At 54.2% G+C, this 24,936-nt stretch carries 28 protein-coding genes; 4 read left to right on the top strand and 24 right to left on the bottom strand.

Features of this window, described 5'->3' with window-relative positions:
- Window positions 1–25 precede the first annotated feature (25 nt).
- Complete coding sequence (locus ACR0AP_RS15120; RefSeq protein WP_480507495.1) at window positions 26–520, top strand: hypothetical protein; 495 nt, start codon at window positions 26–28, stop codon at window positions 518–520.
- Here ACR0AP_RS15120 and ACR0AP_RS15125 read toward each other — a convergent pair.
- The 10 genes from ACR0AP_RS15125 to ACR0AP_RS15170 form a co-directional block, all read right to left on the bottom strand.
- Window positions 470–1,195 carry a hypothetical protein gene (locus tag ACR0AP_RS15125; RefSeq protein ID WP_480507497.1) on the bottom strand — a complete coding sequence of 242 codons (726 nt, stop codon included), beginning with the start codon at window positions 1,193–1,195 and terminating at the stop codon, window positions 470–472. The two genes, ACR0AP_RS15120 and ACR0AP_RS15125, sit on opposite strands and share 51 nt — an antisense overlap.
- Window positions 1,179–1,688, bottom strand: a complete 510-nt coding sequence (locus ACR0AP_RS15130; RefSeq protein ID WP_480507499.1) for a hypothetical protein — start codon at window positions 1,686–1,688, stop codon at window positions 1,179–1,181. Before ACR0AP_RS15130 ends, ACR0AP_RS15125 begins: the two co-directional genes overlap by 17 nt.
- 251 nt (window positions 1,689–1,939) lie before the next feature.
- Complete coding sequence (locus ACR0AP_RS15135; RefSeq protein ID WP_480507501.1) at window positions 1,940–2,653, bottom strand: hypothetical protein; 714 nt, start codon at window positions 2,651–2,653, stop codon at window positions 1,940–1,942.
- Window positions 2,637–3,431 carry a terminase large subunit domain-containing protein gene (locus ACR0AP_RS15140; protein WP_480507503.1) on the bottom strand — a complete coding sequence of 265 codons (795 nt, stop codon included), beginning with the start codon at window positions 3,429–3,431 and terminating at the stop codon, window positions 2,637–2,639. Before ACR0AP_RS15140 ends, ACR0AP_RS15135 begins: the two co-directional genes overlap by 17 nt.
- Window positions 3,421–4,032, bottom strand: a complete 612-nt coding sequence (locus tag ACR0AP_RS15145; RefSeq protein WP_480507505.1) for a hypothetical protein — start codon at window positions 4,030–4,032, stop codon at window positions 3,421–3,423. The genes ACR0AP_RS15140 and ACR0AP_RS15145 overlap by 11 nt, the downstream gene beginning before the upstream one ends.
- Window positions 4,029–4,397, bottom strand: a complete 369-nt coding sequence (locus ACR0AP_RS15150; protein WP_480507507.1) for a hypothetical protein — start codon at window positions 4,395–4,397, stop codon at window positions 4,029–4,031. The genes ACR0AP_RS15145 and ACR0AP_RS15150 overlap by 4 nt, the downstream gene beginning before the upstream one ends.
- Window positions 4,394–4,795 (bottom strand): hypothetical protein, encoded by a 402-nt coding sequence (locus ACR0AP_RS15155; RefSeq protein WP_480507509.1) that lies wholly within the window; start codon window positions 4,793–4,795, stop codon window positions 4,394–4,396. Before ACR0AP_RS15155 ends, ACR0AP_RS15150 begins: the two co-directional genes overlap by 4 nt.
- 84 nt (window positions 4,796–4,879) lie before the next feature.
- Window positions 4,880–5,551, bottom strand: a complete 672-nt coding sequence (locus ACR0AP_RS15160) for a hypothetical protein (protein ID WP_480507511.1) — start codon at window positions 5,549–5,551, stop codon at window positions 4,880–4,882.
- Complete coding sequence (locus tag ACR0AP_RS15165) at window positions 5,548–6,900, bottom strand: DUF4055 domain-containing protein (protein WP_480507513.1); 1,353 nt, start codon at window positions 6,898–6,900, stop codon at window positions 5,548–5,550. Before ACR0AP_RS15165 ends, ACR0AP_RS15160 begins: the two co-directional genes overlap by 4 nt.
- Window positions 6,897–7,169 carry a hypothetical protein gene (locus tag ACR0AP_RS15170; protein ID WP_480507515.1) on the bottom strand — a complete coding sequence of 91 codons (273 nt, stop codon included), beginning with the start codon at window positions 7,167–7,169 and terminating at the stop codon, window positions 6,897–6,899. The genes ACR0AP_RS15165 and ACR0AP_RS15170 overlap by 4 nt, the downstream gene beginning before the upstream one ends.
- Before the next feature lie 144 nt (window positions 7,170–7,313).
- On the opposite strand from ACR0AP_RS15170, the gene ACR0AP_RS15175 reads away from it, so the two are divergent.
- Window positions 7,314–8,750, top strand: coding sequence for an SIR2 family NAD-dependent protein deacylase (locus ACR0AP_RS15175; protein ID WP_480507517.1), 1,437 nt, complete (start codon window positions 7,314–7,316; stop codon window positions 8,748–8,750).
- A 336-nt stretch (window positions 8,751–9,086) separates the two neighbouring features.
- Here ACR0AP_RS15175 and ACR0AP_RS15180 read toward each other — a convergent pair whose 3' ends face one another.
- From ACR0AP_RS15180 to ACR0AP_RS15210, 7 genes are all read right to left on the bottom strand, one after another.
- A complete protein-coding gene (locus ACR0AP_RS15180; protein ID WP_480507519.1) occupies window positions 9,087–12,167 on the bottom strand; it encodes a hypothetical protein in 3,081 nt (1,026 codons plus the stop codon).
- A gap of 147 nt (window positions 12,168–12,314) precedes the next feature.
- Window positions 12,315–12,575 carry a helix-turn-helix transcriptional regulator gene (locus tag ACR0AP_RS15185; RefSeq protein WP_480507521.1) on the bottom strand — a complete coding sequence of 87 codons (261 nt, stop codon included), beginning with the start codon at window positions 12,573–12,575 and terminating at the stop codon, window positions 12,315–12,317.
- Between the two features lie 149 nt (window positions 12,576–12,724).
- Entirely contained in the window at window positions 12,725–13,885 is a 1,161-nt protein-coding gene (locus tag ACR0AP_RS15190) for a tyrosine-type recombinase/integrase (RefSeq protein ID WP_480507523.1), read from the bottom strand.
- 756 nt (window positions 13,886–14,641) lie between these two features.
- A complete protein-coding gene (locus ACR0AP_RS15195; RefSeq protein WP_480507525.1) occupies window positions 14,642–16,066 on the bottom strand; it encodes a S1C family serine protease in 1,425 nt (474 codons plus the stop codon).
- Between the two features lie 101 nt (window positions 16,067–16,167).
- On the bottom strand, window positions 16,168–16,671 hold the full coding sequence (locus ACR0AP_RS15200; protein WP_480507527.1) for a hypothetical protein: 504 nt from the start codon (window positions 16,669–16,671) through the stop codon (window positions 16,168–16,170).
- 57 nt (window positions 16,672–16,728) lie between these two features.
- On the bottom strand, window positions 16,729–17,019 hold the full coding sequence (locus ACR0AP_RS15205) for a hypothetical protein (RefSeq protein ID WP_480507529.1): 291 nt from the start codon (window positions 17,017–17,019) through the stop codon (window positions 16,729–16,731).
- Window positions 17,016–17,243, bottom strand: a complete 228-nt coding sequence (locus ACR0AP_RS15210) for a hypothetical protein (protein WP_480507531.1) — start codon at window positions 17,241–17,243, stop codon at window positions 17,016–17,018. The genes ACR0AP_RS15205 and ACR0AP_RS15210 overlap by 4 nt, the downstream gene beginning before the upstream one ends.
- 57 nt (window positions 17,244–17,300) lie before the next feature.
- Between ACR0AP_RS15210 and ACR0AP_RS15215 the strand changes: the two genes are divergently transcribed.
- The gene (locus ACR0AP_RS15215; RefSeq protein ID WP_480507533.1) at window positions 17,301–17,564 is read left to right on the top strand and encodes a helix-turn-helix domain-containing protein; all 264 of its coding nucleotides are present in this window, start codon (window positions 17,301–17,303) and stop codon (window positions 17,562–17,564) included.
- Window positions 17,565–18,094: 530 nt separating this feature from the next.
- Here the strand turns inward: ACR0AP_RS15215 and ACR0AP_RS15220 are convergent.
- Window positions 18,095–18,586, bottom strand: coding sequence for a hypothetical protein (locus ACR0AP_RS15220; RefSeq protein ID WP_480507535.1), 492 nt, complete (start codon window positions 18,584–18,586; stop codon window positions 18,095–18,097).
- A 161-nt stretch (window positions 18,587–18,747) separates the two neighbouring features.
- The gene (locus tag ACR0AP_RS15225; RefSeq protein ID WP_480507537.1) at window positions 18,748–19,482 is read right to left on the bottom strand and encodes a hypothetical protein; all 735 of its coding nucleotides are present in this window, start codon (window positions 19,480–19,482) and stop codon (window positions 18,748–18,750) included.
- A gap of 284 nt (window positions 19,483–19,766) precedes the next feature.
- Here ACR0AP_RS15225 and ACR0AP_RS15230 point away from each other — a divergent pair, with 284 nt between their 5' ends.
- Window positions 19,767–20,324, top strand: coding sequence for a hypothetical protein (locus tag ACR0AP_RS15230; protein WP_480507539.1), 558 nt, complete (start codon window positions 19,767–19,769; stop codon window positions 20,322–20,324).
- A gap of 9 nt (window positions 20,325–20,333) precedes the next feature.
- Here the strand turns inward: ACR0AP_RS15230 and ACR0AP_RS15235 are convergent, their stop codons facing one another.
- From ACR0AP_RS15235 to ACR0AP_RS15255, 5 genes are all read right to left on the bottom strand, one after another.
- A complete protein-coding gene (locus ACR0AP_RS15235; RefSeq protein ID WP_480507541.1) occupies window positions 20,334–20,588 on the bottom strand; it encodes a hypothetical protein in 255 nt (84 codons plus the stop codon).
- Between the two features lie 52 nt (window positions 20,589–20,640).
- Complete coding sequence (locus ACR0AP_RS15240; RefSeq protein WP_480507543.1) at window positions 20,641–20,862, bottom strand: HGGxSTG domain-containing protein; 222 nt, start codon at window positions 20,860–20,862, stop codon at window positions 20,641–20,643.
- A gap of 183 nt (window positions 20,863–21,045) precedes the next feature.
- Window positions 21,046–23,262: a hypothetical protein gene (locus ACR0AP_RS15245; protein WP_480507545.1), complete on the bottom strand. Its 2,217-nt coding sequence runs from the start codon at window positions 23,260–23,262 to the stop codon at window positions 21,046–21,048.
- Window positions 23,259–24,668, bottom strand: coding sequence for a hypothetical protein (locus tag ACR0AP_RS15250; protein ID WP_480507547.1), 1,410 nt, complete (start codon window positions 24,666–24,668; stop codon window positions 23,259–23,261). Before ACR0AP_RS15250 ends, ACR0AP_RS15245 begins: the two co-directional genes overlap by 4 nt.
- The gene (locus ACR0AP_RS15255; protein ID WP_480507549.1) at window positions 24,665–24,883 is read right to left on the bottom strand and encodes a hypothetical protein; all 219 of its coding nucleotides are present in this window, start codon (window positions 24,881–24,883) and stop codon (window positions 24,665–24,667) included. The genes ACR0AP_RS15250 and ACR0AP_RS15255 overlap by 4 nt, the downstream gene beginning before the upstream one ends.
- Window positions 24,884–24,936 lie beyond the last annotated feature (53 nt).

The raw sequence follows: 24,936 nt of genomic DNA on the forward strand, positions 1-24,936 counted from the left end.
GCGAAACTAAGGGAGTGCCTACGCCTTGGCAGTTGAGCAAAACGACGATCTTCTCAACTCGATTGAAGATCAGCCTAAAGACGCCTACGACGCTTGGGCCGTTTTGTCCTCGCGGTTGGAATTGTTGCCAGAAGGTGCGCGGCGATACTTCGAAAAGCTCTGCGCCAAGATCGACGAGTTCGACCCTCATGAGGACGACGAACTGGCACTGACAAACCACCTTGAAACGCCTGTTATTCGGTCCAAGAAGCGAAAGGTGCTCGGCGCGAAATCACCGCACAACTACGCGCATATTTTCGATTGGGTAGATAACTGGCAGCGGGCAGAAGACGTCAATCTCGACCAAGCCTTGTGGGATTTCATTGAATTTCACGACCTTGATCCCGAACGGTATGAGACAATTAAATCCGCTTACCACAAAGTCCGCCGCGCCCGCCTTGCAAGCATGAAGCAATTTGACGGTGACGGATTAGAACTTGCCGAACACGTTTTGAAGCAAAGTCTCGATGTGGGCCGCTGACTTATTCACTCCAACCTGTAGCGAATTTGGATGGCCACAACCGTTTCGGAGATCGAGAGCCGCTTTCAATTGAGCTTTGGCGTTTTTGCCGATTATCGACAGCCCTTCCAGCCGGTCGAGGAAATCGCTTTCACCCATCTTGCCTATGTCATCCGTTGAAACTGCAACCTTCCACTTCTTGCCCATGATACGAGATGCCTCTGCGTTAAAGGCAGAAAGGTGGTTCGCATGGACGTGCTTGTGCAGAACATCGACAGCCCCAAGCCACGACATAACTATGGCGGAACGATATAACTCGGCCTCATGGCACTTGATCGCTTCCTCTACGAAATCGCGCGTTTGGCTGTCAGAGATGCCGTCGAGATGCGCGCGAAGGTCAACCGCGACCTGCATGGCTGCGGGGCTAATCTTCGATACCCCCAGATTTCGCAGGTGCATCTTTCCTGCTTCCGTAAGTTCCCAACCATTGGGCGCTCGAACTGCCTTGCCGTTACTTGAACCAAGTATTTGAGACTCGTTCCATTTTGGTGGAACCCTGAACCCCGCTTCCTTAGCGCGTTCACGTATGCCTGCTAGTTGAACCGGTTCATCAAGCGACGCCAGTACCAGCAGCAGTTTGTCTTGACGCGAAATGTCGCGATGTAGCCAATCTCGTAGTTCAACCGATGTTAGCAATCTTACCCTCAATGGACTTTCGTTCGGTTGCACTAAGAGAATATGTATCTTTCGCGACTTGGTTAATGCGTTTGGCTTTTGTCAAGTTGCCCAAACTTTGGGACATCCCTTTGCTCATATTAGCCGTGTAGTAAGTGGTCGCGTTCTTCATTTCCGCCAATATCTCGGATCGCAGAGACGATGCCTTGCCGGAGACGAACTCCAACTGGGCCATAGCACAAATCACCAGTTCGGGCGCGGTCTTTGCGTCGAGATGGGCTGCAATCGTGTTGGTTGAAAAATTAAAATTACCAGAAACGGGGGGTGTGTTTTCGCCGTTTGTGACTGCGGTTAGTGGAGCATTTTCCGGCTCAACTTCTTGAGGAACGCGCGCCGCTAAGTCGCCCATCGTGACCAAAAGGGTTTCGATACCCCCATTCAGAAATGCGGGATCACCTTCGTATTCAATTTCCATTGAACCGACTTTAACTCGAATTTTCGCTGCACTTTCCATCTAGAGCCAACCACTACAATTTCGCTAATTGCCGGAACTTACCACCAAATATTGACCCTAGCAATCACTGCGTGTGCTTGCAGGTTTAATCGACACTCCGCCCTTTTCGGTTGAACCAGCGCCGGAAAAGAGTGGGTCGTGCCGGTGCAGATGGGGCGTGTGCCCTGCAGAGCGAGTCAGAGACGGGCGATAGCCACCGAGTAGGCGTCGGCATGGGGCGAGTGGGCGGACAATGCCTGCTCGCTCATTTCTCACCAATACCCTTTGAGGGGCACTTGCCCGATATGCGCCCCGACACTGCGATGATCGGACAGCCATAAGGCCAACGCCGCCGAAACGGCAAGGTCCGCGTGGCCGAACTTCGTGCCGCCTTCGATCTTCACTCGACCGGTTGACCCCACATCGGCCTCAAAGCTCTCAAGCTCTTGGCGCATGAGGTCGCGGGCGTCGAAGTTGCCGATGGATAGGTCGCCTGTGTGGATAGCTGAGTTCAACGCCGACAAGAGCCGGGTGCGCCCCACATTGTTGAAGGTGCGCCCGCGTTCGGTGGTCTCGGTCTCATTCTCTCCGGCCACCATCTGAACGCGCGTGTGCTGGACTGACTTGGTATCGAGCAGATCGCAGAAGGCACGGCCCACACCCGACGAGTCCACGACGAGATAGGCGCGGCCCGCGATGGACGGGTCCATAATCAAGTTGCGGGTGACGGTAGCGAGGTCCGTGTAGGACATAGCGGGCAGATGGTCCGCCCGGACAATCTCGCGGCGGCGTTTGGTCAATTCCTGACGCCCGTTCGCATCATAGTAAGGCACCCGTTCGTCGAGCAGAATCGAATAGGCGTTGCGGTCCTGCGCCTGCGCAATGTCGAGGCCCACGAGGAAGCGGCGATAGCCTTTGACGATCTCGACCGCCGGATCGGGGTTGGGCAGGATCAAGTCCTCGCCCTTTTCAACCAAGCCCTGCATAGAGGTCTCCTAGTTTGAGTTGCGGGGTGTTTGTGAAGGCGGCTGCAATTGCCGCCGAGTCAAAAAACTGCTGGCCCCGGCCCATCCAGTTCAAGCCGTGTTCAACATCGAACTCGAACTTGGACAGAACCTTTCGCTGACGCGCGACCAGCTTCGCCATGCGCGGTATGTCGAGGGAACAGGCACGGATGCGTTCGACTTCGGGATACATCTCCCAGTCGCTCCACATCTCATAGGCTTTGCCTGACTTGCCGCCGGGGGTCGTGATCAGGATTGTCTTGGCGTTGTCCTCGGCAATCGAGAGCGTCGAGCCATAGACAGCATCTGGGATGAACGCGGCCTCGTCATAGATCAGCAGACCGTTCTTGACGCCGTAGCCACGGGCCTGCTCGCCGTCTTGCCCTGCTGGGACACAGACGACAGACGAGCCGTTTTTGAGGTGCAATTCGGTCATTGTGCGCCGCTTGACTTCAATCGGCAGCGCCATCTTCTCCCAAGTGTAGGCAATCTTGGAAAATAGAAGCTGGGACTGCGCCAGTGTCTTCGAAAGGATAATCACCTGATGCTCGGGTTTGGACAGTTCCTGCCCCGCCATGACGCCCACGGTGGTTGACTTCCCGATGCGGCGCGATGCCAGCACCATGATGATGTCCGAGGTGGAGTTCATCAGCGTGCGCTGCCAGTCGTCAGGCGGGCCACCAACAACCCGCTCTAGCAGGAGTTCCGGCTTTATCCGCTCGTGCAGCGTGCGGAGGAAAAGGCCCAGATCATTCGACATCGAGCGGAATCCGCCGGTTTTGAACTACCTGCCGGAAGGTCTCGAATGCCTCCGGGTGCGCTTGGAACACCACCCACAGCACATCCATCAGTTTCTGAACGTCCGGGTGTTCGTTCAGTCCCAGCACCACGGTCGTCTTGTCGCGCAGGTTCGAATAGACCTTGAGCAGGTTCTCGTAACTCTTGTTCTGGTCCCTCAGCAACTGCATCATCGGGGCCAGCACGTCCATCAGACTGTCGCCGCCATCTTCAACCATGCCGTTCAGGGTGCGGTAGAGGCGTTTCTGCTCCTTGAGAATACCCTCAATGCCGCCTTCGATCTTGTCTTGCGCGGCGTTCACCTCCTGGTCGAGCGTATCCGCGTCGAGCTTGTTCGCCTCGACGAGGACGATCTTCTCGACCTCCGGCGTGATGAACCGCTTGCGGAACCGAGTCAGGCTTTCAAGATCGACGCAGCACCTTTGCGCGATTTCCTTGAATTGGCGGCGGCGCAGAACGCAGTCGATGACCACCTCGACCACATCAGAGCGGGCGCGGATGGTAGACCTGCGGCCATTGCCCGATTCCACGGGCAAGGCCTCTCTGATGCGGTCATAGTTCATACCCTTGCGCCCTTGTCCCAGAGCGGTTGGATGCGTTCGAGGAAGTCAGTTAGCAGGTGCCCGATGGTGCCACCTGCACCCCCGAAATGCTTAATCAACCACCGCATGTCCGCAGCATAAATCGGGTTGTCCACCGCCTTCTCAGCAGGGCAATCATATTTGTCCGAAACCCACGACAGGAACACGAGCGACAGCAGGACAACCCGCGACCGCTCTCTTTCCGAAATTTGGTTGTGATCGACATAGACGACATGCCGCTCATCCACATGGATGCGTGATGCGTCAACACCACGTAAGCCGAGTATTGCCTCCGCCACCACCTGACGGGCGATGCGTTTAAACGGGTCGGTGCGATAGGTGTTCATTGGCCAGCCACAATCTCAAGATCGACACCTTGCTTCTCGGCCTCAGCTTTCGCTGCCCGATATTTTTGCACGTCCCGCGCGTCGGTACGGGAAATTTGGACAGGTGCGGAACGCTCAAACGTCATAGGCTTGGGGGTCGTGTCGTCGTTTGAGATCAGTTTGGCTGCCGCAGCGGACAGACTTTCGAGCTTGCGACCGCTCTCCTCGATCTCCGCGTCTTTTTTCATGTTGTGTAGCTTGTCGAGCAGTTCGTCGTTTTTTGCGACAACACCCTTGATCTGGGTTTCGACCTGTTCGGCCAGCTTGGGGATGATCGCCTCGGCAATCTTCGGTGCGAGAGCGGCAATCAACGCCTTTGCTTGGGCGTCGTTTGTGTTCGTGGTCTTATCGTCGGACACGGTGTGTTCCTCCTATCTGAAATGACGAAGGGGTGAGCCGAAACCCACCCCAATGTCGTCAAAACAAATAGGAGGGCCTCACCCTTACGCACACAATCGGTCGTCTTCCGGTTGCCGCTCAACCGAAGAAGCAGGTGGAGTTGAAAGATGATAAGTAAAATCAGGTGCTCGAACGACCTCGCCCTTTTCGATCCCGATATTCAGGACATTGCGCACGCCGTGTTCTGAAATGTCACCGTCCCAGTGACCGAGTATCTGCGTGAATTTCAGATTGGGGGTGTCGCGCAGGAGATCAAACACGGCTTTGCGCAGGTCGGCATACTTCATTTTGATAAATGACCGTTTCGGCTTTCTCGGTTCGATCTTGGGCTTGTTCGCACGGTCAACGCGCGCCTTCGCCGCCCGTTCTTCCTCATCCTTCAACCGCGCCCAAAATTCGCGCGCGACGTGGACATGATCTAGGGATATGCGACCGTCGAGGTCAGGAGGAGCCGCCCCCTCAAGGATCGCAACAACCTGCTGTCTGAGGATGTCGGGATTGAGGTCGGCCATAGTGCATATATCGACCCGCGACCGATACCATCCGCCCGACGTGGCCGTAAGAAAGCGCAAAGCATCATCGCGCACGACATACGCCTCGTCCTTGTGCGATGTGAGGTTGCACGAGCCGAACAAGTCTTGCAGCGAGCGCGCAATGCACGCCCGCCACATTTCATGGGCTGACGACTCGACGTCCTTCGTCGTCGTTTTCATCATGCGGGGCTGCTTGTCGGGATGATGTCCGACAGATCACCGCCTTCTTCTTCGATCATGTCCCTTTCATCTTCCCAAGATCGGTCACTGCGGACAATTTCGCCCTTTTGCAGGTTCTCGTGCAGGGAAGCTCGACTGATAACGCCCGACAGATAGAGTTTCATCTGCTGTTCGATCATCTTCGGTTCCATCGACGACTCTATGAAGTCGCGTGACAAGGTAACGGATGCTTCGTCGGGATTGTCGCCAACCCATTCAGCAGCAAGGCGCAGAAGGCGGTTGAGACCGGCCTCGACCGAGACAACCACCCCATGCAGGAGCGCTAGCTCTGACCGGGTGCGCTGGGTTGCTGTGTCGATGGTCTCGTTACGGTTGACGGTCGAAGACAGCATCCGTGCGCCAAGGGATATCATCGTTTCCGATTTCTCCTCCATGATCTCTTTCATGGCCGCAACGCCGGAGCCTGCGAATTCCAGCATACCGACTTCTGTGCCTTCCGGCAGGGTCCAGACAGCCCCAGCACCGATCTGCGTTGGCACTTTGTTCGCCGGGACAGAACCCGCCACCCACGGCGTAGGGCTGGCCGTCAGGAAGATCGCGTGTTCTCGATCTGCACTGTTCTTGAAATGGGAGATTGCCACCTTGCACAAGGACAGGAACGGCGGTGTGACATGCTCCGGGCGCAGTCCCTCGTGGCTGACCATGATGAACGGGATATAGTCGAGCGGCTTGCCGTTAACGGTAGGAATTAGGTTCTCACCTATATCGACGCGGTTTTGATGTTGGTCGCGGACGAAGCGCCGGAATTGATAGACACCCGCCTCAAGGATCAACTCATATGTAACATCTGCCCCGTCCCAATCTTCATCGGAGGCCAGATGTACGCGCGTCAGTACCTTCCGGCCCCCGACAAATGCGGTTTCAAAATCCTCAATGTTCTCTGCACGGAACGTGGAGATATGCGGCACGGAATTAACCGTGGCACCATCAACCGGAAAGTCGAGCAAGATGCCGAAACGGCCCATTGCCGCGACCTCACGGACCATATCCTCTACAAGAACTTGCATGGGCGCATTCTCGTATGTCGCGTTCAAACGCATCATCTCAAGGCGCGGCGGCAGGTTGATCACCGGGTCTTTGCGCAGGGCGAGACCGACAAGGGCGCGGAGCGTCATTTCCGGTGCGCCATAGAAGCAGGCGCGGTCGAGGTAATGAGTGTAATTCTGCGTCGTCATACCGTCAGGTTTCGGCACATACAGTTGCCCCTGAGCTTTGACGCTGTCTTCACCGCTCAAGCAATCTCGAATGAGGTGATACTGAGCTTGCAGTTGGTTCCAGCGAGCGCGGGTCATGCTGGGGCCTCCATGACAAGCCGGAACAGGTGAAGAAACGGCAATTCGAAACGCCCGCCGCTTGCATGGATGCGTAACCCATCGCGGTAGCGATCAATCATGACGGCTCCGGCAGTCATATCCTGTTTTTCGGGATCGAGCAGTAGGTCGCGGAGGGCGGCTTGCAGCGCCAGCTTTGAGATCGGAATAGGAAAGATGGTTGAGGACGAAATGGTCCTTAGTTCAAGAGAGCAGGCGTCTTCGCCGTTCGAGAGACACGTGATGGACATGGGTGTTGCTTTCGTAGTTGGTGAACGGCCATCCGAAAGGAAGTGCGCGCGCGGATAGCCGTTCAGATGAGCCGGGACGCGCAATGCAACACTGGACGTATGCCACCGGGGCGCTCAACTTGAGTTTAAGGTGCAGGTTATTGTTTGAGCTGGAAAAATCAGGTGCTTTGTTTTGTGCCGATGCCGCGCGTTCAACTAAGAGCAGATCGGGTGTTGCACCCTTTCGCCAGACCTACCAGAATTGCGCCTACAGAAGCAAAAAAGAGAAAGAGCGTTGAGTTGAGTGAATATTTTGAGATTGCATACGCCGCTGCTGCCAAGCGTCTATGCCTTTTTACAGGAACAGGTTTTTCGAAGGCTCTCAGTGAGAACAATGCCCCAGGATGGCAGGAACTTCTTGAGGCGATTTGTGACATGCATGTGGACAACAAAGGTTTCAAAGAGGCCTTGTTTCCTAGCGACGGGAAGCCTTCGTTGCAGCTAGACGAAGCCGCGCAGGTCATTGAGATAGAGCTTTCCAAGGCAGGTAAATCAATTCATGACGAGATCGCTGATTTGATCGGTGGAATTGATCTATCCGGCTCCCTCCCTGAGACGGAAAAATTCTTCAAGGAGAGGTCATACAGAATTGTAACCACCAACTATGACAAACTGGCCGAAGCTTTGGCAGCGTCAGACTGCCAATCCCTTTCACCCGGGCGTCCGGTCCCTCGATCAAACAGCCGGGTCAAATCATTTCATGTCCACGGTTCTATAGATGTTCCGAGACGTATGGTGGTTACCGCGGATGACTATTTTACCTTCATGAACTCCGATTCATATTTTTCGAGAAAACTCAGCACTGTTTTACACGAAAACACAGTGGTTATCCTCGGGTATTCTCTCGGAGATACAAACTTGAAGACAATACTGAGTGACTACCGGGGCTTTGTTCGCTCTCACATTGTCAGCAATAGTATCTTCTTGGTGTCTAGAAGTGCCGTGGATCAGCGGATTATTGATTACTATTCGAACTGCTACGGAATTCGAGTGATACAGGAAACAGAAGTTGAAGAGTTCTTTGCTGAGACAAACGCTAAAATAGAAGAAGCTGAAGAATGCTTGGAAAAGTCTGTTAAAAACATCAACAAGGTGTTGTTCGACAAGTATCACTTTAAGGACAATTATTTACAGGCGGAAAGCTCGTTCTACCAAATAGTTTCCGCAATTGGCGCAATCGGCGTCAGCCTTGAAGAGGAGGCTGTGGTAGACACATTCGCTGACATCATTGCCAAGAAAATGGAATTGACGAGCAAGACAGGGGCTTGGCCACAGTACGTTCAACTTGCATCATGGCTGACTTATCTGGGCAGTCTACTCGACGTGCGAGGTACTTCACTCGAAAAAATCTACTTGGATGCAGTCAAGTTTTCTATGGAGAAAATGAGCAAGGGTATGGTGCTAGGGTATTCTTGGCACGCATATAAGGTGTGGGATGCACGATGGTCCAGTTTAACCGCTGCCAATCGTTCCCTCGTCGCACAGCATATTAAAGACAACTCTACAGATCCAGATGCGGGGGAGATCGTTTCTAGGGCCTAGTGGCTTTTCTCAGATATTTCCGGGTGTGGGGGCGGGTTTCCACGTCAGCAGCAGGGGGTTCCAAAAGGTGCCGATGTGTATCTGCGACTCGGTCGCAACTGGATGTTGCAGCGATGTTGCAGAGCCTGACCAACCGCTTGATGTACCACGGCAATTCACCAGTGGATTTGATCGTCAATCAACTGGTCATACGCAAAGTATGTCAGCATTGTTGACGTATGGCGGATAGATCGCTCCGAGTGACAGTGCAGCACGACCGAAACGCTGTATCGCAGGCAGAAAGTTAAACGTGCGAACTCGTTAATATAGAGCTATACTATTAACTGTTTCGCACGTTTAAATCTGCCACGGCCACACTGGCCGCGTGTCCCGTACCAACTGCCCTAAGTCAACGGCATCATCCCCCGGCTCAAGCGTCACATGACCTTCGGGCAACACACCCTCATCGTCGATCCATGCTTCACGCGCGAAGGCCTCGTGCAACACGTCAACGGCATCGGGTTCAATGAGCCATCTGTTCTGTTCGATCAGTGCCTTGAACTTGGCTTTAATGTCATCCTGACGAAGTCGCGGCACACGCTGGTCGACCATGCCCAGCCGTTCCAACGCATCCCATCCCTGCCAACCTGTAACAAAGACACGAGACCATTGCCGCTCACCCTCGAACCTCACCTCGGCAAACTCGGCCCTGTTATCTATCGCCCACTGGAAGACATCATCGACCTGATAGCGAAAAGATGATTTTGGCGTATCTTTGAATTTCGTGAACAGGCGCTTTGCCAGCCCCCAAGAGGTCGTCCGAATGGGCGCAACTTTATAGGCAAGCTCCTCCGGCAGTAGGTCTTCGAACCGCACCACTTCATCAACTTCCAACGGCAGCGGCGTGCTGTTCAAGATCGTGATCTTAGCCGCCTCACGAACGTATCGAGTGCGCGCCACCGCCTGCAAGATTGCCCCCTCACAGATCGACCAACGTACAGCCTCGCAGCGTGGATCGGGGTGCCGTTCCGTCCATGCCATGCCTTTCTCACCGACATAGGCAATCTTCTTTTTGGGATACCATGCGCCAATACTGGTGATAGGTTGACCGTTCTGCCAAACCGCGCGAGCAATATCTTCGACCACATACGGCATGGGTAGCGGACGACCCAGAATGAACGCATCCTGCCCCCGCCATTCATCCACGCCTTCCACGCCATTGAACCAGCCGGTTACGGAGTCACCAAGTTCCGCCACTCCTTTGAACGTGAACAGGTTCTCATCGCCCACAATCCGCGCAACATCGGCGCGGAGCACTTCGGCTGCTGCCTTCTTCGCGGCGTTTGTCTCGCCGTACTCTTCTTCTCGGTCGCCCGTGCCGTAGAGCAGCGCCGCCTTCGAGCCAGGTGCATTTGCTTGTCGAACTACTGAATTGCAGTGCTTCTGTACGTCGATCTCGACCCATTCATCCACATGGAAGAATTGCTCGATCATGGCCCGATCCATTGTGGCGGACATAAGGACCGTTTGCACTTTGACCCGGCCATCATCATCGACCGGGATTGCATTGACGATGGATGCCCAATTCGTCAGCAGCTTTTTCTTGTCTTTCGAGACTCGTATGCGGTTCAGGGACCGAGTTTTTAGGCAATCGCGCAGGCGACGCCAAACGCTTTCATATTTCCACCAGTGACGATCATAGGCCTGCGCTGCCTTGAGGCTCTGCTCATCGTCCATGTCGGGCGTCACATCGACCTGCGGCTTGAGATCGCCCTCAGCCTTGATCAACTCGGCGCAAACGTCGGGCGTAAACCCAGCTTCGTCCAACGCATCGAGAGACAAACCGCCTTGCACAACCTGATAGAGGCGCAGCAACCAGTCGCCCATGTCGTGCCGGGTCACATCACAAAGCTCTTTGATCTCAACCGAGCCATGATGCAGCAGCGAAGAAATCGGGTCTTCGTCGATCACGACAACATCAACTTGGCGGCGGTTCTCGTTGCTTTCGCCTTCGGCCTGCAAGGATAGAAATTCATGGGGCCGGATTCGGAGGTCGCAGGATTTCGAGCGAGCTTTGATGTCCCGCCATGCACAGGTCTCAAATGCTGGGCAGTAGCCCATCTTGTCGTTACCACACAGGAGCGCCGAAACGTCCGAGACAACGCCGTTCAATTCCTTCGCGGCTTCATGCTTGAAGCATACAGGCTTGCCGTTCACCTCTTGGCTGCGGCCTTTCTCCACAACGGCATCTAGGCCTTCTGACTTCGCTTTGGCGGCCAGTTCATCGCCAAGGCGGTGCGTCGGAACGTAGTAGTCGGCCATAAACACGAATCCATGTTCATCCATGTACCGCTTTTCAACGCCAAGCTGGCGCAGCGCCGCCGTCGATTTGCCACCACCAGCCGTGATGCGAATTCCGGTGAGCCGGGGCGTGTCACGTTCACCAATGGCGCGGCGCATCGCGTCAGCCAGTCGGGTTTGCGCCTCGTCCAAGGGCATTGCGTCATACTGCTGACGGAATGCCCGTGTCGTGCGTCGAGAGCCCTTCACGCCGGGAAATTTCTTACGAGTGTACTGCTCACCAAACTCGCGCCGATCCTGCGCCGGAATCTTGAGCCGATCATATTCGGCGGCAAGCGCCAGCCATGCCTGAACCCAACTTGCGTCCGGCCCATGTGCATCACGGTATTGTCGCCAAAAGTCGAAGACCGAAAGGTGCCGCTGCCCCTCGTTCCAATGTAGAGTTGGCTTACCGCGCTGCCCGGTGACGGCAATTTCCACCATGTCCTCGGGTGTAGAAAAGGTCTCAGGGGTTTTGTCACCTTCGACATGGAAAGCTCTCACCGGGTGGGGATCATCTATCCCGCGCAGATCAGGGCGAGCAGTGAAGATGAACCCGCCAAGATGGTAGATCGACGTATCGACCCATTGGCGAAACAGCCCCTTGCGCAGCGAAATTTGCTCGTTGAGTGCAATGGCGTATTCGTTCTGGTCCGCAACAGTAAGACTGATGCGCCAGATCACCCGGAGCCGCCATCCCGATTTGATCCCGGCTGATGGCGAGTAGTAGTAGACGAACTCTTTGCCTCGCAAAAACGGAAACAAGTCATAGATCGCTTCTTCGGCCGTTCCGTCAAATTCAAAACCGTCCACATCGGCAAAGAAAAGGTCATATCGAAAATCGTGGTATTCGTCGCCGCTGTGCCCCTGACGCTCCGCTTTTGGCTCGCCAAGGACAATGGTGGAATGTGGGTCATTCGATTGCTTTTCGAGGAAGTCCCGTAGCTGGGCGAGATCGTCTACGTCGTGTTTCCAAAGATCGAACTCGTTCCAGCGTTGGAAACCTTCATCGGCTTCCAATCGTTCAGGGCCATCAGGTCCGGCCTCGTAAACCTTTCGCAGTTCAGGCCCTGTGCTGGTCGCTATATGTATGTGCATCTGCTTCTCTCACGCAGACGCTATTACCTTGTTTTCCGGTCGGTTTCCATCAAAGCGTGTCTTATAAGCGAGTTGTAGAAGCGATGGGTTTGCTTGCTTTGGTGGAAACGACTGAGGGACGAGGTATTAGCGGCTTCGTCCCTCTTTTTAGTTCACGCGGTGAGAACGCGCCCACGCGAGAACGTCCTCCCGATCATACAGAATCGTCCGGCTGGAAATGTGCAGGAACGGCGGGCCGCTGTCCTGCCCGGCGTTGCGCTCCTTGCGCCAGAGATAGAGCACTTCCTCGGAACGGTTTAGGTATTCGGCACATTGCGCAGGCGTCATGAGGTCAGGCAGAGTCTGCTTGACCTGCAAGGTTCGTACTTCTTCGCGCAGCGCACGGATTTCATGTGTGAGGTCTTCCATCATCGGCTCCAATCTCACTTTCGAATAAGACACGGGCCCGTTGATGGTGCTGGTGAGTGCCCTCATGCGATCCGGCACCAGCCCCCATGGATCGCAATAAGGTCATGCCGGAGGATTCTGCCAAACACCGGCGCCGACACGCGGCGACGTTATCGCCTGCCACCGATCTGGACAACATTCGAAAGAGGTACTGCCCCGCATTCCACCTCAATTTGTTTCGCGACGGCGTTGGCGTGTCGATGCGATGCCGACCCCTGATCATAGATGCCCTGAACACCTTTCTCTACATCACCGCGCAACTGGTCGATGATATAGGCGGGCAGGTCCGCGCGCCGTGCAGCAGTTGTAAACAAGCGGCGGCAATCATGTGGGCGGAGTATGTTGCGGGCATTGGAGAGGCGTTCTGGGTGGTAGATGTGCTTCTCTACGTCATGCTGCGGGAAGACCCATTCGCTATGCTTCGGCAGCGCCTCAAGCAAGGCGATAACGCGGTCAGCCAAGGGGAATACGCCCAAGCGGCCATTCTTTAAGCGTGCGACCCGTAGCTTGCCAGCTTCAAGGTCAACATCTTCCCAGCGGAGCGAGATCACGTTTCCGGCTCGGAGGCCCGTGAACAGCATCAATTCGAAAGCCGCAGCGATGATCTGATTTGAAGTCCGTTTCTCCTCGATCAAGTCAAGTGCGGGCCATCGCTCATCTGGGTCAAACTTGACCGTGTTGTCGGGCTGATAGGTCTTGGTATCGACTTTGAGATCATCCGCGACATTGAAGCAGCGGCGAACCGCAGCCGCTCGTTTGAATGATGTTCGGATGATCTGGGCAAGATGTTTGCGCGTCGCAGTGCCTTTGTGGCGCATCACAACCTCTTCGAGATGGTCGAGGGTAATGTCTTCGATCTTCATCTTGAACAGCTCGGCCATATTGTTGCGCACTTGCGCCTTATATTCACCTTTTGTTCTTTCCGAGGCATTGGAGCGTTTGATGTGGGAGTCCAACGCATCACCTAGAGTGTGAATGCCTGTCGATGTGGCGTCAGTGCGCGTCGTGACTTCCGCCATCTTTTCCTTCGCCTTGTCACGAGCGGCAAACACCGTGGGCAGATCAGGCCACGAGCCAAGTGTGATAGAACGAACCTTGCCGTTAATACGCTTTGACAGGATCCACGTCTTTGTCGTGGCACCGACAGCAAGCCGGATGCCGCGCGCATCGGGGTCGGATTTGACCGTGAGGTCGGAGTACATGGTTGTCTTGCCAGGGGTCGGTTTGATCTTTGCGACTTCCGGGCGGGTGGTAAGTTTATGATTGGGCATTGCTCTACAACATCCTCTGCAACATTCAACAACGGCATACTATGGTATACAACCATAGGTTGACCACTTGTTTTTCGTTGCAGAGCGGTGCTTTACCTTATTTTTATGGCGTATTCCGGCGAAGCCCGATGACCAACTGAGTTCTTTGTAATCAGTAGGTCCGCGGTTCGAGTCCGTGTGGGGGCACCATTGCAAAATCAATGACTTACACTGGTGTTGTGCCGCTTGTCCTTTGTCGCTTTTTCGCACTAGGGGACAAATGGGGGACAAAGTGCATGAATTTCTGCATTTGGCGCGGGAGCCGACTCGAGTGCTGAGAGCTGCCGCCATGCGCCCTTTTCTTCGTTATTGAGCGGCTGGCGATACGCGCGGCACGGTGCCGAATTGAAACCGGACGCAAAGTCGGGTTCTGGGGTGTCAAAAAAGATACCTTGAAAATACCTTTTCCAAGCTCTGCGTAGCTATGCAAGAGTTAACACATTGTTAACGGAGAATGTTTGTGAAGCACCTTATTTTACTCTGCCTGTCTGCTCTTGTCCTATCATCCGCAGTTGCATTTGCTCAGAATCAACCCGAAAAGCCTAACAAACTGCCAATACCCACAGCGCCCTTTTGGAACTTAATGAGCAGCAAGCAAGACGCAAAGGTGTACAACGCCGCGTGTTGCAAGGTGTGCCGAAAGGGCAAGGCTTGTGGGAATAGCTGCATCAATCGGAACTATACGTGCCACAAAGGGGTTGGTTGCGCGTGTAATGGTTAACGGCATTCTACAAAGGTCGTGAAGCTGGCAGCTAACTCGGCAACTTCCTCAGGTTCTAATTTAATGTCTTCCAAACTGAGAATCGGATTAATGGCATTCTGAGCTAAGAACAGTTTTGCAATCTCTCCTCGTACGGCAAAGTTTACGTTCTGTGGCGTATCTCCGAGGGCGTCAGTAACTACCCGCTCGTTCAGTTTTGCGACAACCACGCCGACCACTTCGCCATCGGATGCAAGCAAAGGACCACCTGAGTTTCCGCTTTGAATGGGGCTAGTAATCTGCATGGTGCTCAAGTCGCCTCCTAGGCCCCTCAAAGAAGAAACGGACCCGCGAGTAACGTTAAGTCCACCTAGGAGACCAGCATACGGGTAACCAACTGCGGTGACGTCCGAATTCAATTTCGCAGGGCTGGCCGAAAAAACGGCGACTCCCCTGTCTATCGGTGCATCGTATTTTAGTAGCGCTAGGTCGTACTCTTCTGATGAAGAAACCGCTGTCGCAGGTCGGTCATCAACTAACACTTGCGCGCAACCGTCTACGACATGCTGGTTAGTAAGAACATGCCCATCCCGTGAGACAATAAAGCCGCTTCCCGCACTCCCTTGAATACCGGGGCTGGATGCCTCTGGATCTTCACCAGTTGGTTCATCCGCCTCTTCGAGTGCAGCGACCACTTGCTGGATGACCCTATCAAGTTTGCCGTTGTTCGAAATATCTAGCGGATTGGCCCGGCCTTTTGAAATGCTAGAGGCCACAGCGCCCAGAACGTGACGATCCTGTTCGTTCGCAGACAGCATCACAGTTGACCAGCCCCCATTCACAAAATCCGACCTGGTGTAGAGGGTGGAGCCATCTCTTTTTGTTACTGAAGAGACGGCGAGGTTGCTTTTCCTAACTGTGTAGGGATCACTTACCAACTGATGAGATTGGACCGTAAAGTCATGAAGCCTCTGGGCGGTTTCGACTGAGTGAATACCAACGGAAATGGAGAAACTGCTGTTGGCGTGACGGTAATTCAAGAAGTAGTCGGAATCAGCTTCGCGACGAATAGTGTCTTCAGGCCATAGGAAAGATAACCCCAAGCCCTCAAAGTACTGGATCTCCCAACCGTCTTGGGAGATGCGCTCGAATAAGGTCCATGCCAGAAACGCCATGTGCCAGTCTTCGGGAGCCGTCTCGAACACTTCGCGAGAATAGTCGTCCAACGCTCGATTGCTGATCCTGCCCCATGCCCCATCTAACAGGCCATGATAATGACCCTCAAACGCAAGTGCAGTCTGCAGAAACCGTTTGTCTTCGTAGCTTAGGTTGGACGCGTCAAAACCTTGTAGCAACACCTCAAAGTCTTGCGAACGTGCCATTGAAGGTAAAATCACACCAGCAAGAGCAACAATTGCAACCAGATTTCGCAAAACTCTCATTACACAACTCAACAGTCTGCACGTTTTTTGTGGCAATAGTTTACATGCAGAAAAGGGTATTTCTAGGACGGCAACGATTGAATTCTGTATTGCATGAAGAATCAAGCATTGTTGGAGCCTTGCGCTACTACCAAAGGCGGCTCTTTCGGAAACGACCGAATATCGAACCACTTGAAACACGTGCCATCTGCGTTCCGCTTGTCACCCATGAGCAGGTGCGCTCCGGTGGTCCTGTGCCGGATCAGCGCCGCCCTAAACGCCCGAAGGTCTATCAACCACCAATTCACGATAGTCCGTCCGTCAGGCCCTGCGTGGCCGTAGAACATCCAATCCCCGTACCCGTTCACAATCTTGGACAACTCAGTTTCAGCACCAGTGGGTAACTTGGCTCGGATCGTGAACTGGTGCGGGTATCTGGCGGCGTATCCGTGTCGCCTGACCCTTGCTGCTATCCGCATGTCCTTTGCGTCCAACATCAGCAAGTCCGTGGCTTGGAAGTGGTCCAGCGGATCGGGCGCGGCCTGTAGTATGTGACCGCCGATGATGCTCTTAATCTCTGGCAGAAACTGGTCGGACCAGTGCCGGTTGACGCTGTAATAACTCATATCAAGTTCCAAAAAGAAAAAGGGCGCAGAAAATGCCGCGCCCAGCTCAAATGAAATTCAGGCAGCCTTATCCGGTACCGACTTCTGCGTTCCTGACGCGCCTTGATCCGTGCCTTTACCCAGCTGGTCCTTTTGAGATTGAACCACGCCCCACTCTGCCTCGTGCAAATCGAGAACCGCATTGGCCTTGTCCCTCAGAGCGGCAGCAACAGACTGAACCGAAAGGCCTTCGGGGCAGTTTGTCTTGTCGTATTCCGCCAGAAGGTCAGTCAGCGCAATTGACAGACCGGCAATCGTTTGCAGCTCATATTCGGTTGCTTCGTAAGCGTTTGTGAATTGATCTATCATACTGTAGCCTCCGGAAGGTTTACGCTGTCCAACATGCTGGACAAGCGGTTGGCCAAGTCGCCGGACACCTTCAACAGTGCCGTAACGCCATTAGGGTAAATGCCTTCGTTGTCGATGACTGCTGCCGACTCGATCAGGCTTGAGATATCGGTAGCCATGTCCTGGCAGTCCTGAAGGTATTTGAACAAATCTGCTCCATTCGCGCTGGCGCGTTGTTCTTGCATTGCTAAGTCCTCCGATTGTGATAATGTTCTAAAAAGTAACATAAGGAATGTTCTAAATTGGAACAAGGGCAAAAATTCATTTCAGGGCAAATTCGAGCAGCAAGAGGCCTTTTGGATATTTCACAGGCAATACTGGCAAAGACCGCAGGCGTTTCATCAATGACTGTCAAACGTGCCGAGGGGTCCGGCTCTCCTTTCCCAGCAGACAAAGCGATAACGGCTATCCAGGAGGCGTTGGTATCACAAGGCATTCAGTTTCTGGACGAAGGTGACTCTGCCAAGGGACCGGGTGTGGTTTTGGTCAAGAACGACGGACAATGATGATGAGACCTGCATTCTTCGCAATCGCATTGTTATCACTAAAGGCCGGGTTAGTGTTTCCGGGGACCGTTTTCGCGCAGAGCTTTTCTTGCAGCTTTGGTCAACCTGCATGTTTGGACTTTGGGGACAAAGTCTGCAGTTCGCAGGGAAAGTGCGTTGATGAATATGCAGAGTGCTTTGACCAGTACGCCTGCGACTATGAGGGGTTTACTTGTAAGTCAAACCTAAGCGACCTTGCAGTCGAATATGATGATTTGGTTTATGAGTATAATAAACTAGTTGAAAAGCATAACTTGCTTCGCGATGACGCTATGGAACTAAGTGAAAACTACAATCGCCTATTTTCAGAATACGAAAGTGCGGTTTCAGAGAGGGACGATATTGTGTCGTGCGTCGAATCCTCCGCTTCGATATCAGAAGCTTTATACTGCTTTTAATTCAGAGTCGGTGGACAATGACGTAACATTCTCCACCCACCCAGTGCGAACCAAGACCCGTGTTCTTCGGCAGCGGCCCGTCGCGCCTACTAACTAAGCAAGCTCGATAATGGCTCCGCCAAGCTTCTTTCCCTCTGCTTTGCCGCCGTGCGAATGGTGAAGTCGAATGACCTCAAATCGCCGCTCTGAGTTTGTCTGAACATAGACGCTCTCAATCTGACCGCGCCTGAAAGATTTCTCTATCTCGTGAAGAGCTTCACCAACGTTATCAAATTCGCCGAGTTCGCGGTAAATATTGCCTGACTGCCGAGTAAGTGCAGCGACGACTGGTCCGTTAGCAAGTTTGCAAACCTCACGCATCTGATTGACGTAGATTGTGTCCAGCCTTTCAGGGTCTTGAAGGCGCTGTTCTTTAACCATCATGACCACGACAACGACAATTGCGAAGCAGACCAGTAGCAGTAGTTCGGTCATTCCCATATGCGCTCCCTTGGGTAACTGGTGAACCACACCTGACGACACAACTAAATGGGCCGCAACGATTTCCACACGAAGAGAACAGTCGGGCCAGACTTGTTTTGTCATCTACATCCGCTGTACAGGCCTCCACACTTGGAGAAATTGCCGGTTCGGAGTTTATTGTAGTGAACACGATATGGCTGTTTTACTAGGCAAAAGAGCCATACCAACTTACCCTTTCAACCTGAGCCTTGACCTGGGTTGCCCGCTGTTATGCGGTTTCAGAGTTATTTCTGGCCCTTCTCGTCTTGTTTTGCTGCTTTAGTAAGTGATTTTTGCGAGACGCATCCCTCTAGGCGCAGTAGGTATTCCAGGATATCGGTCTTGGTCGCCCTGGAAATCTCAACCAGGGCTTTGTTGTCCTTGCCTTGCCCGCCATCACCATCCGGAATAGCTTCCTTGAATGCCGCTAACATATCAGAGTACTTAGCGACCTCTCGTGTCAGCCCACGCCGAACTGCAATCCGAACCTCACGGATTACAGAAAGGGTGACCTCGACCGCAACGTCATCGTTGTTGAGATTCGCTTTTTCAGCATAAATTGTCGCCATGCCTCCGATGCAATTTAGCGTCTGAGCGCCGTCGAAGATACTCTCAATTGTAGTTTTTCCTACACCCCTTGATGCCGCCTGCTGCACTCCCACTGCAGCTATGCCTCGATTAGCCAAGGCAGCGTCTGAGGTACCTTTCACGGCTCCACCAACTACAGAGGCCGCTGTAAGGATAACTAGGCCACTTGCGACGTTTTGAGTGTTTTGCGACCTGATTCCAGTGGAATAATACGCTGCAGAAAGTTGTTTCGCAGATTTAGCCGCACTGGCCAGTGTAGGCGGTTCGTTTTGGATAACAGGCTCCAGAACACCGCCATTGCCGTCGAATACCTCCTTCTCTTCTTCATTCAAAATTTGATCTGCGCAACCGGCAAACCCCGAAACCAAAAGTACGAAAAACAGTAATTTCATGAAACAACTCCATTGAAGAAAAAATATTTCCAAATTCTAATAGTTTAACGATAACCGAATGTTCGAAATTTCCAAAGTATGCATTTAGGTTCGGGATTTTCTTTCTAGGTTTTCAGAGTACCACTGGCTACCACAATGAAAAGTACTGTCTCGCTCCAGCTGTATAAGAAGAAACAGCACTAACCCGCGGGATAACAAGAGGGTTGACCGTTAATCGGTCAATGGCTCATTCTAGTAGAGGTTTTTATCACAATTTTTGACGACAATTTCTATTAGAGGGCCAAATGAGTATTCCATCTGACGGTTTTACTATTGTTATTCGTAGGCTTCGTACCCAATCCAGAGGATCTGGTTCCGGGGTCAGGTACCGGACAGTAGGGGAGTACAATTGTTACTTCAATGGAACTGTGGTGAACTTACCCAATATGTCGGGCGCTTCAATTGAACCCAAGGGGCCAGGCGATAATTCGCAGCACGGTGTCACCTATTCTCGAAGGATTGAAGAGGGAACATATCAACTTGGTACACATGGCTTCAGCGGTTCAAAATACCACACGTTTGACTACAATAATAACAGTCGTCCGCGTCCTGGAGTTTATGTGCATGACACTGGCAATAGGTCGGCAGTTTTGATTCATCGTGGCAGCGGTTTCAAAGCGTCGATTGGATGCATAAATCTAACGCGGAGCATTGCAGGACCAGAGGATAACATAAGCAAGAACAATAGCTTTATTCATCTTGACGCTTTTATCTCGTTCATGAAGTTAAATCTGGCGGGATTTCCAACACAAGCTGGTAGAAGAATTGAGAAGGCATGGCTTGTCATCGAAGGCGAACCCTAGAATTGGTGTCTAGTTCAGACGACGTTTTCGCGCGGCCATCTTGCGACAGCCTTCCTTGCAAAACTTGGCATCAATCCGTTTCCACTCGGGCATAAGCTCACCACAGTAGGCGCAGTGCCAGCCTTTGGAATAGTTCCGCGCCAATGCGTTGGCCCGCTGTGCAATCCGGTGCGGGTTTTGCCATGGGAAAGACGTGAATCCCACCCGCACGTATGGCGCGTCCAGTTCCTCAATCCAGATTGTCGCGCTTTCACGGTCGGTCATTTGTCGTGTACCTTATCCGGGAACAGCCTTTGTTATTGTTGAGGAATTCGATTTAACTTGCTGCCTGCTCAAGTGACCGCGCCAGTTCAATCAGTCGATTGCGCTCTGCCCAATGTGCAACGTTGGCTTCTGATATGCGCCTCCGGCCCTCGGCTGTCTTTGCCCCGGTCGAAAGCCCACCATGCAGTCTGCACCTGTTCTTGCCCTCAACAGGGGCTGACATACATACGCCATCCTTGGTCTTGGCTCCGCAGATTTTGGTTTCGCTAGTCATGTGGTGCCTCCTGTCTGGACTGTGGGTGCGCGAGTGCCTACCTTGGTGGTATGCGTAGATTGATTATCGCCCTTGCCATTGTTCTCATTCTGCTTTGCGCCCCGATTACGGTCTTTGCCGTGGGCTGGGGCTACATGCAGATTTACCATCAGTTCGGCTTCATCCCGTTTTTCGTAGCCTGCATCAGCGGGACTGTGTGTGTGCTAGGGGCTGCTTGGCGCTCTGATAAAGCCCTAGAGCAGTAGTACCGGCCACCACACGACCTATAAGCTGCGCCTGAGCGTCTTTGAGGGGCTGACCATTTAACGCGCCCCTGACGGCCTTGAGCGCGTCCTGTGCGTCCTTTCCCTTGATACCTGTCAGTGCCTTTGCGATTTCTGCGAACATGCCACGCTCTCGGGCTGACATCGAACGCGGATCAATTGCGGCGATGGATTGCGTTACTTCCCGTGCTGCATCCAGCGGGTTGCCCATGTTGCCAGCAGTGCGGCGCGCAAGGCTGGGGGCGGTTTCGTCTGCCACCTGTTCCTGAATGGACTGGCGAATTGCCGTCTTTGAGTTCTGCGCGACTGCCGCCCTGAGTTCCAGCGCGGTTGCCGAGCGGTCCAGCTCGTTCAACAGCCGATCCGCACGGGGACCTCCGAGAACAAGGCGCAGTTTCTGGATATTGGCGCGGCTCGACATTTCCTTGACCAGCTGCATGGCCTCTCGGGCGTCTGTGTTTGGATCTGTGATAGTGCGCCGGACATTGGACAAGTTTTGCTCGATACTTTCCCTCACGCCCTGTCTGACGGCCTGACGAGCATCATTGGAGACACCTTGGTTCAGGAAGGCTTTGACGTCTTCTACCGTGGTTCCCTTGAACAGGAGGTTTTTGCCAAGTGCCAAGCCTTCGTCCTGCTGAACCTTGTCGCCACCGAGGCGCAGAGCGCGTCCGTAGAGCGGTACAGCCTGTTTTGTGGCCTCCCGTAGCTCTGTGGCGAGTTTACGCGCTCTCAGGCCCGCTGCCGTGAGCCTGCCGAACTGGTCAACCGACTCCCTGGCAATGCCATCCAGCGCTTTCTTGATTTCGTCCAATTGTTGGACGTTGGGCATTTCCCGGAACGTCACGCTGCCATCGTCGGCAATCTGGGCCATGATTTGCTGATTGCGCTGACCTGCTGCAATCATCGCTTCATTTGCCTCGCCTATCGCTGCTTTCAGTGAATTGGGCGGGATACGTGAAAGGGTATCTTCAATTATGCGTCCTGCTGAACCCGAATAGTCGATTGGTGCGGCATAAGCAGCGCCATAGGCCTTCTGTCTGGCGGAGGCAGTGCCCTGCGAGATTTCCTTTGCAGCGGTCTTGATGCCCTTGGGTTTGCCAAACACACCGTCAAGAACACCGGGCAGTCGCTTGCCAACACGTGCCGCGCGCCCGTCTGCGGCGTTTCTGGCGGCGTTCAGGGCCTTTCCGCCCGTCGTGGCCGCAGCGTCCAGCAGAGCGCCTGTAGACGGTCCTGCATCGGCTAACAACGCGTCCTCACCCAGTTGAGCCAAGCGGGCCTGAGCCTCGTCCAGATTATCGCTGACGATACCCTGCTTGACGATCCGGGCCGCTGCCGGAGAAATGCCAAGTTCTTCCGCAATTGTACGCACGTCCAGCTTCTTGATGCGCTTGGCGACATGGACGGCGCTTTCACCCGCCCACGTGGCAACAGGACCAAGAAACGTTGCCAGTGTACCGCCAATGCCAGCACCCTTAACGCCCTCCTGTAGGCGCTCACCATCACCGGCGCGCCCCGCAAAGCTGGCCGCACCTTCAACAGCACCAGCTGGGGCGGCAACCGTGCCAGCCCGTACGCCGCGTGTAAGCCAGTTGGCCCCCTTAGCTATATAATCAGCGGCCTTTGCACCACCCGCTCCAACAGCCAGTGGAAGTGCCGTTGCAATACCGCCTGTGACGTTCAGGGCTGCGGATTGGCCGGGATGTTGGCGCTCCATCGCATCAGACGTCAGGCCCATGTTCTCTGCGGCCTGCGGGCTGACCATACCAACGGCCTCGTCTGCCCATTCACCAACGAGCGGGGTGCCTTGAATAAACTCCTGCGCGCGGGCGGCGATTGGGTGTTCTGATATCCGTTGCTGGTCAACATCGCGTTGCACGAGATCCACGGGCTTTGCGCCCTGTATGATTTCTGCGATCCGCGCTTGGTCATTTGTGGCATAGCCCGCTGATTTGAAGGACAGGGAACCGTCCTCAAGTTTGAACACCTGCCCTCCGTCGTCGGTTGTGGCGACAACCTCACCGGATAGCTGCTGCCTGCGCTTGGCAATGCGGTCCTGCATTCCCGCCAGTTTGCCCTGCTGGGCCAGTTCTGCGCGCCGGTCAGCGATGCGCTGCTGAATATCCCCGTTCATTGACCTAGCTCCTGAAAGCGACGCTCCAGGGCGTCCAGTTGCGGGCCTGTCATCTTCTCAACGGGCACTTGGCTGAGCTGGTTGAGGTCCATCTGAAGAATTGCCTCAGGCGTGTAGCTCATGGCGGGCTGGCGGCTCAGGTAGCTCTGCCAGTCGCCCTCAGGGTTTGCCGTGATGCCGTTGCCCGCTTCCGAGATGAGGGGGTTATCACGCATGTAGTCCGACCACACCTCCTGCGCGCCTTCGAGGCTGCCATGCTTGCGCGCCCAATTCTCGAAGAACGCGGCACGGGATTGCGCCCGTGCGGCTCCGGCCTTCATAACCTGAGAAATTGCGGCGTTCCCTTCGGGGGTCTGGCTGAGGTTCGGGACGGCTGCGCGGAACATGCCCATTTCCCGATCCGTGATTGCGCCCTTGGTCTTTTCCGTGAACGTAAGCTGCGCTTCCATCGCCAGTGATTTGAACGCGCCACGTGAGCCGCTGTCACCGGGGAGGAAGCCCACAATATCGTCAACGAACCCGTAAGCTTCACCACCAGGGCCGGTGTAGCCGATTTTTGGCGATACGGTTTCAAGCTGGGTTGCAAGGCTTTCGAGGTCAGTTGCCGTGCGCCCTGCAGCATTGATTTCCTCAAGGGCTGCGGCGTCCTTCTTGGACAGCTCCTTGCCCAATTGGCCGGGGTTGCGCGGGGTGCCCGTCAAGTCTGGGTTCTGACCCGGAGGCGTATTGCCTTGCCAGCCGTGCTGCACAACGGTCCCGTCAGACGTCGTAACGCTGAAACCCGGCGTCTGCTGACTGCTTCCAACGACCTTCGGACCACCTTCTGCGCTAAGGTCGTAGAGCTGATTTCCGACCACCCTGAAGTTGTCAAAATTCTGATCCTGCGGCTTTAGAAAATCTTCGATAACCTCTGCGGCATCACCGTACTTGATGACACGCTCTGGGAACTCGTCCAGGCTTTGCATCGGAGTCTCACCAACACGTTCCAGAATTGCGTTCACACCTTGCAAGTCACCTTTCGCGTGGAGCGCTATAGCCTGCGTTATACCTTGGCGGATTCTGGTGAGTTCCTGCTGTGCCTCTGCTTCATCCATCTGCGCAAGCTGCTCACGAACTCTCATTTCCATCGCCTGACGGTCATAAGCCATTTTTTGGCTACGTTCTTGCTGAACCTGATGCTGGCCTTGAATGGCAAGCGCCTGCGTCGGGTCAAGCTGCGCCAAGGAATTAAGCGCATTCTGGTCCCCGGCAAAGATATTCGCGCCCTGGGTCTGGTACAGGTTCCGCAATGCGTTCTGACTTGCCAATTGGTCCGACTGAGCGCGCAATGCCTGCCCCTGAGCAAAGGCGTTGACCAGATTGGGTTGTCGCGCGCCCAAGATAATTGAATGGTCCATTCTGCTCATTGAATTACCTCCGGCATTGGCTGCGTCGCCAGCTTGTCCATTGTGAGGGCAGCCGCAGCAACACCGTCGTGCTCTGCAACCATGCTCAGCCACCGTACTTTCAGTTCGGGTGTCAGCGGGTCTTTTTGCCCGTCCAGTGCCCATTGGTGCAGCGCCGCGGTTTCCCGCTCGGCCCGAACCCGTTTGGCAATAATCTCTCGGATTTCCACGCTCATCTGCTCTGCCTTGGCCCGCCTCGGTTTCTTAAATGGAAGGTATCATATTACCT

It is taken from the genome of Ruegeria sp. AF7 (assembly GCF_056541885.1).

Coding starts and splice junctions, on each gene's coding strand:
- ACR0AP_RS15130 (WP_480507499.1), bottom strand. CDS start 1,688: ATGGAAAGTGCAGCGAAAATTCGAGTTAAAGTCGGTTCAATGGAAATT.
- ACR0AP_RS15135 (WP_480507501.1), bottom strand. CDS start 2,653: ATGCAGGGCTTGGTTGAAAAGGGCGAGGACTTGATCCTGCCCAACCCC.
- ACR0AP_RS15140 (WP_480507503.1), bottom strand. CDS start 3,431: ATGTCGAATGATCTGGGCCTTTTCCTCCGCACGCTGCACGAGCGGATA.
- ACR0AP_RS15145 (WP_480507505.1), bottom strand. CDS start 4,032: ATGAACTATGACCGCATCAGAGAGGCCTTGCCCGTGGAATCGGGCAAT.
- ACR0AP_RS15150 (WP_480507507.1), bottom strand. CDS start 4,397: ATGAACACCTATCGCACCGACCCGTTTAAACGCATCGCCCGTCAGGTG.
- ACR0AP_RS15160 (WP_480507511.1), bottom strand. CDS start 5,551: ATGATGAAAACGACGACGAAGGACGTCGAGTCGTCAGCCCATGAAATG.
- ACR0AP_RS15165 (WP_480507513.1), bottom strand. CDS start 6,900: ATGACCCGCGCTCGCTGGAACCAACTGCAAGCTCAGTATCACCTCATT.
- ACR0AP_RS15170 (WP_480507515.1), bottom strand. CDS start 7,169: ATGTCCATCACGTGTCTCTCGAACGGCGAAGACGCCTGCTCTCTTGAA.
- ACR0AP_RS15180 (WP_480507519.1), bottom strand. CDS start 12,167: ATGCACATACATATAGCGACCAGCACAGGGCCTGAACTGCGAAAGGTT.
- ACR0AP_RS15185 (WP_480507521.1), bottom strand. CDS start 12,575: ATGGAAGACCTCACACATGAAATCCGTGCGCTGCGCGAAGAAGTACGA.
- ACR0AP_RS15190 (WP_480507523.1), bottom strand. CDS start 13,885: ATGCCCAATCATAAACTTACCACCCGCCCGGAAGTCGCAAAGATCAAA.
- ACR0AP_RS15195 (WP_480507525.1), bottom strand. CDS start 16,066: ATGAGAGTTTTGCGAAATCTGGTTGCAATTGTTGCTCTTGCTGGTGTG.
- ACR0AP_RS15200 (WP_480507527.1), bottom strand. CDS start 16,671: ATGAGTTATTACAGCGTCAACCGGCACTGGTCCGACCAGTTTCTGCCA.
- ACR0AP_RS15205 (WP_480507529.1), bottom strand. CDS start 17,019: ATGATAGATCAATTCACAAACGCTTACGAAGCAACCGAATATGAGCTG.
- ACR0AP_RS15210 (WP_480507531.1), bottom strand. CDS start 17,243: ATGCAAGAACAACGCGCCAGCGCGAATGGAGCAGATTTGTTCAAATAC.
- ACR0AP_RS15220 (WP_480507535.1), bottom strand. CDS start 18,586: ATGACAAAACAAGTCTGGCCCGACTGTTCTCTTCGTGTGGAAATCGTT.
- ACR0AP_RS15225 (WP_480507537.1), bottom strand. CDS start 19,482: ATGAAATTACTGTTTTTCGTACTTTTGGTTTCGGGGTTTGCCGGTTGC.
- ACR0AP_RS15230 (WP_480507539.1), top strand. CDS start 19,767: ATGAGTATTCCATCTGACGGTTTTACTATTGTTATTCGTAGGCTTCGT.
- ACR0AP_RS15235 (WP_480507541.1), bottom strand. CDS start 20,588: ATGACCGACCGTGAAAGCGCGACAATCTGGATTGAGGAACTGGACGCG.
- ACR0AP_RS15240 (WP_480507543.1), bottom strand. CDS start 20,862: ATGACTAGCGAAACCAAAATCTGCGGAGCCAAGACCAAGGATGGCGTA.
- ACR0AP_RS15245 (WP_480507545.1), bottom strand. CDS start 23,262: ATGAACGGGGATATTCAGCAGCGCATCGCTGACCGGCGCGCAGAACTG.
- ACR0AP_RS15250 (WP_480507547.1), bottom strand. CDS start 24,668: ATGAGCAGAATGGACCATTCAATTATCTTGGGCGCGCGACAACCCAAT.
- ACR0AP_RS15255 (WP_480507549.1), bottom strand. CDS start 24,883: ATGAGCGTGGAAATCCGAGAGATTATTGCCAAACGGGTTCGGGCCGAG.